General features: G+C 73.1%; 5 protein-coding genes and 1 pseudogene. 1 reads left to right on the top strand and 5 read right to left on the bottom strand.

Annotation, left to right across the window (positions count from 1 at the left end; translation table 11 throughout):
• Positions 1 to 837: carbohydrate ABC transporter permease (locus DQW06_RS13190; RefSeq protein ID WP_232833020.1), on the top strand; the 837-nt coding region annotated here is incomplete at its 5' end.
• A gap of 113 nt (positions 838 to 950) precedes the next feature.
• Here the strand turns inward: DQW06_RS13190 and DQW06_RS13185 are convergent.
• From DQW06_RS13185 to DQW06_RS13165, 5 genes and pseudogenes are all read right to left on the bottom strand, one after another.
• Positions 951 to 1424 (bottom strand): gas vesicle protein K, encoded by a 474-nt coding sequence (locus DQW06_RS13185; RefSeq protein WP_117198543.1) that lies wholly within the window; start codon positions 1422 to 1424, stop codon positions 951 to 953.
• A 33-nt stretch (positions 1425 to 1457) separates the two neighbouring features.
• Positions 1458 to 1772, bottom strand: coding sequence for a gas vesicle protein (locus tag DQW06_RS13180; RefSeq protein ID WP_013153378.1), 315 nt, complete (start codon positions 1770 to 1772; stop codon positions 1458 to 1460).
• Entirely contained in the window at positions 1769 to 2563 is a 795-nt protein-coding gene (locus tag DQW06_RS13175; RefSeq protein ID WP_117198542.1) for a GvpL/GvpF family gas vesicle protein, read from the bottom strand. Before DQW06_RS13175 ends, DQW06_RS13180 begins: the two co-directional genes overlap by 4 nt.
• Complete coding sequence (locus DQW06_RS13170) at positions 2550 to 2993, bottom strand: gas vesicle protein (protein ID WP_117198541.1); 444 nt, start codon at positions 2991 to 2993, stop codon at positions 2550 to 2552. The genes DQW06_RS13175 and DQW06_RS13170 overlap by 14 nt, the downstream gene beginning before the upstream one ends.
• A 101-nt stretch (positions 2994 to 3094) precedes the next feature.
• Positions 3095 to 3438: pseudogene (locus DQW06_RS13165) on the bottom strand (cyclase/dehydrase); the annotation flags it as partial.

The raw sequence follows: 3438 nt of genomic DNA, 5'->3' as shown, positions 1-3438 counted from the left end.
CTCCCCCGGCGGCGGCCGGGCCGCCGGCGCCCCAACGTCCTGGCCGGGCTGGGCGCCCTGGTGTGGCTGGCCGTCGTGGGGGTGCCGCTGTACGCGCTGCTCGTGGCCACGGTGCAGCGCTCCGAGAACTACACCTCCGCGGGGCCGCTCACCCCGCCCGCGGACCCGACCCTGGGCAACTACGTCAAGGCGATCGAGAACGGGGTGCTGGGCTTCGTGCTCAACACCGCGATCGTCACCGTCGCGGTGGTGGCGATCGTGCTGGTGCTCGCCTCCATGACCGGGTTCGCCGTGGTGCGCTCGCGCACCCGGTGGACCACGGGGGTGTTCCGGATGTTCCTGCTGGGGCTGGCGATCCCGTCCCAGGCGGTGATCATCCCGGTGTACCTGATCATCATCGAACTGGGGCTCTACGACACCCTGACTGCCATCGTGCTGCCCACGGCGGCGTTCGCGCTGCCGGTGTGCGTGCTTATCCTGGTGGGGTCGATGCGCGACATCTCCGAGGAGCTGTACGAGGCCATGGCCCTGGACGGCGCGGGCCCGGTGCGCACCTTCCTCCAGCTGGTGGTGCCGATGTCGCGGTCGGGGCTGAGCACCATCGGCGTGTACGCCGCGCTCCAGGCCTGGAACGGGTTCCTGTTCCCGCTGATCCTCACCCAGTCGGCGGACAACCGGCTGATCACCATGGGCCTGTTCGAGTTCCAGGGCGAGTACCGCGTGGACGTGCCCGGCATGCTGGCCGCGGTCGTGCTGGCGACCCTGCCGCTCTTCCTCGTGTACCTCTTCGCGCGCCGCTCCCTGGTGCGCGGCATGATGGGGGTCGGTGGAAAGTAGCCCCGGGCCACTCCACTCCCGCCCGGCGGCCGAGGCCGCGCGAGGCCCCTCCCCCCGGTGCCCGTCCTCTGTCAGGGCCTTCGCCCTGAGGCGGGCACCGGGGGCACCTTCGCCTACTCCCCGTTTCTGGGCAGCAGGGACCCCAGCGGGCCCAGGTCCAGGTTGAGGTCGGCGGCGGAGAGCCCGTAGCGCTCGCGCAGCTCGGTCATGCGCTCCTCCAGCAGCATCAGCGTCATGCCGATGCGCTCCTCCTGGTCCTCGGTGAGGTCGCCCTGGTCCACGCGCCGCAGGGCCTGGCGCTCCATGAGCTGGCGCACCAGCTCCACCACGGTGAGCACCAGCTTGATCAGGTCGCGCTCGACCGTGTCGGGCTCGGTCTCGATCCGGTGGCGCAGCCGCTGCCGTTCGGGGCCCGCAGGCCCCCCGCCGGCCCGGTCCGGGTCCGCCGTCTCGTCCAGGGCGTCCTGGAGCCGTCCCAGGATGCCGTTCCCGCCTCCCGGAACCGTGTCGGCGTCGGCCACGCGCACGGGCGTCGGCCCCTCGGGGCTCTGCGCCGCGCGGAGCGGGTTCCCGTTCACCTCTGGCATACCGCCTCCTTCCCCCTCCCCCGGGGCCGGTCCTCACTCCTGGCGGATCCATCCGCTCAGGGGGTGACCGTGCTCCCAGGGCGAGGGCACGTTCTCGTTGATCGACGACACCAGGGCGTGCAGGGAGACCCGGACCAGGTCCACGTCGGCGATGGAGACGGTCAGGTCCCCCGAGACGACCACCCCCTTGGCCAGGACCCGGTCGAGCAGGTCCACCAGGGAGATCTCCCGGTTGGCCAGGGGGTGGTCCTCGTCCAGCATCGTGGTCAGGGAGTGGGCCTGGCCGGGGAAGCCGCCGGTGCCGGGCGGGCCGTTCCCGGCGGGGCCGGATCCGTTCACCGTGCTCACGCGCCCGCCTCCGCCGCTCGGGGGGAGGAGAAGGAGTAGGGGGCCCACGGCCCGGAGGCCTCGATCCTGGTGCCCTCCGGCGCGCGGGAGTTCAGCTCGTCCACCGCCGCGAGGAACTCCGCCACCCGCTCCCCGTCCACGAGGTAGGCGTTGTTCATGACGTTCTCGCCGGAGGCCTCCGACAGCGCGGCGTTCTGCGTCTGGTGCTGGGCGCGCGCCCGGGCCATCGCGCCCAGGACCCCGTCGGCCCGCTCGCACAGCGCGGAGGCCCGCTGCCAGGTGTCGTCGCGGCGGTCGCGCTGCTCCCTGCGCCTGCGCAGGTAGGCCTTGCCCGGGCTCTCGTCGGCGGGGGTCTGCGGCTCGGGCTGCGCGGCGGTGCGCGCGCCCGCCTCGGCGTAGACCTTCACGCCGACCTCGACCCGGTCCACGAGTTCGTCCAGGGTCGCCGCGAAGGCTTGCGCGTTCTCGCGCAGGACCTGGCGGACCCGTTCGTCCCCGCGGTAGACGGTGGCCAGCCGCAGCGGCAGGGCCACGGACCGCAGGGCCACCGCGTCCACGACGCCGTGGTGGGCGCGGGCCACCTCCTCCAGCCAGCGCAGGTCCTCCAGCTTGGCGTGGAGCGCCCGCTCGTCGAACTCGTCCAGGGGGACGGTGCTGACCGCGGCGGCCAGGTCGCCCTCGACGACGAGGTGGACGGGGTGGCCGCCCACGCCCGTCATGCCGTCGGTGGTCGCCGGGCCGAAGGGGCGGCACACCGCGTAGACGTAGCTCGCCTGCTCAGGCCGTTCCATGGTCGCCCTCCTCCCGGGCGCCGGAGCCCTCCGCGGCCGGGGTCCCGGAGCCCTCCTCGGCGAGGGGGTCCGCCTCGGCCGCGGTGACCTGCGCGGTGCGGTGCTCCTCCAGGGCCTCGATGCGCTCGCGCAGGCGCCTGTTCTCCTCGGCCAGCTCGTCGTCCTGGCGCCGCGAGGCGCGGGAGGACAGGGCCGGGTCGTGCTCCCACCAGTCGATGCCCATCTCCTTGGCCTTGTCCACCGAGGCGACGAGCAGCCGGAGCTTGACGGTGAGGAGTTCGATGTCCAGCAGGTTGATCTTGATGTCGCCCGCGATCACGACGCCCTTGTCGAGAACGCGTTCGAGTACGTCGGCGAGGTTGGCGGAGGAGGATCCGCCCGAGGAGCGGATCTGCCTCGGCTCGCCCCGCCAGGGCGTGGGTTCACTCATGCGTACCAGTTCCCTCCCGGTCCCGCGGAGCCGTCGCGGCCACGGGTCACGCGCGCACCGCCGTCGCGGCACCGGTCCGCGGGGCGGAGGCGGCCCCCGGCTCAGGAGCGCCCGTCGGCGGGCCGCTCCTCCTCGTCGGGGTACTCGCCCTCCTCTGCTTCCAGGTCCTGCTCGTCCGCCTCATCAGCGTCCTGGCCCTCAGCCTCGTCATCGAGGAACTCCTCCTCTTCCTCTTCTTCCTCTTCGCCCTCGGGCTCTTCCTCAAGCTCTTCGTCGTCCGCGGCCTCGGGGTCGTCCTCGGGCTCCTCCTCGAACCCGTCCTCGGGCTCGTCGTCGAAGATCCGGTCCTCGGGCTCGTCGTCCGCGGCCTCCGCGCTCCCGTCGTCGAGGTCGGCGAGCTCCGCCCGCTCCTCGGGGTCCAGGTCGGCGAGTTCGGCCCGCTCGT

Source organism: Nocardiopsis sp. TNDT3 (assembly GCF_003427465.1).
Classification (GTDB): domain Bacteria; phylum Actinomycetota; class Actinomycetes; order Streptosporangiales; family Streptosporangiaceae; genus Nocardiopsis; species Nocardiopsis dassonvillei.
This window is presented reverse-complemented; position numbering and strand designations above follow the sequence as displayed.

What these genes read in the sequence shown, in the direction of transcription:
- DQW06_RS13185 (WP_117198543.1), bottom strand. Translation starts at nt 1,424, where the DNA reads ATGCCAGAGGTGAACGGGAACCCGCTCCGCGCGGCGCAGAGCCCCGAG.
- DQW06_RS13175 (WP_117198542.1), bottom strand. Translation starts at nt 2,563, where the DNA reads ATGGAACGGCCTGAGCAGGCGAGCTACGTCTACGCGGTGTGCCGCCCC.
- DQW06_RS13170 (WP_117198541.1), bottom strand. Translation starts at nt 2,993, where the DNA reads ATGAGTGAACCCACGCCCTGGCGGGGCGAGCCGAGGCAGATCCGCTCC.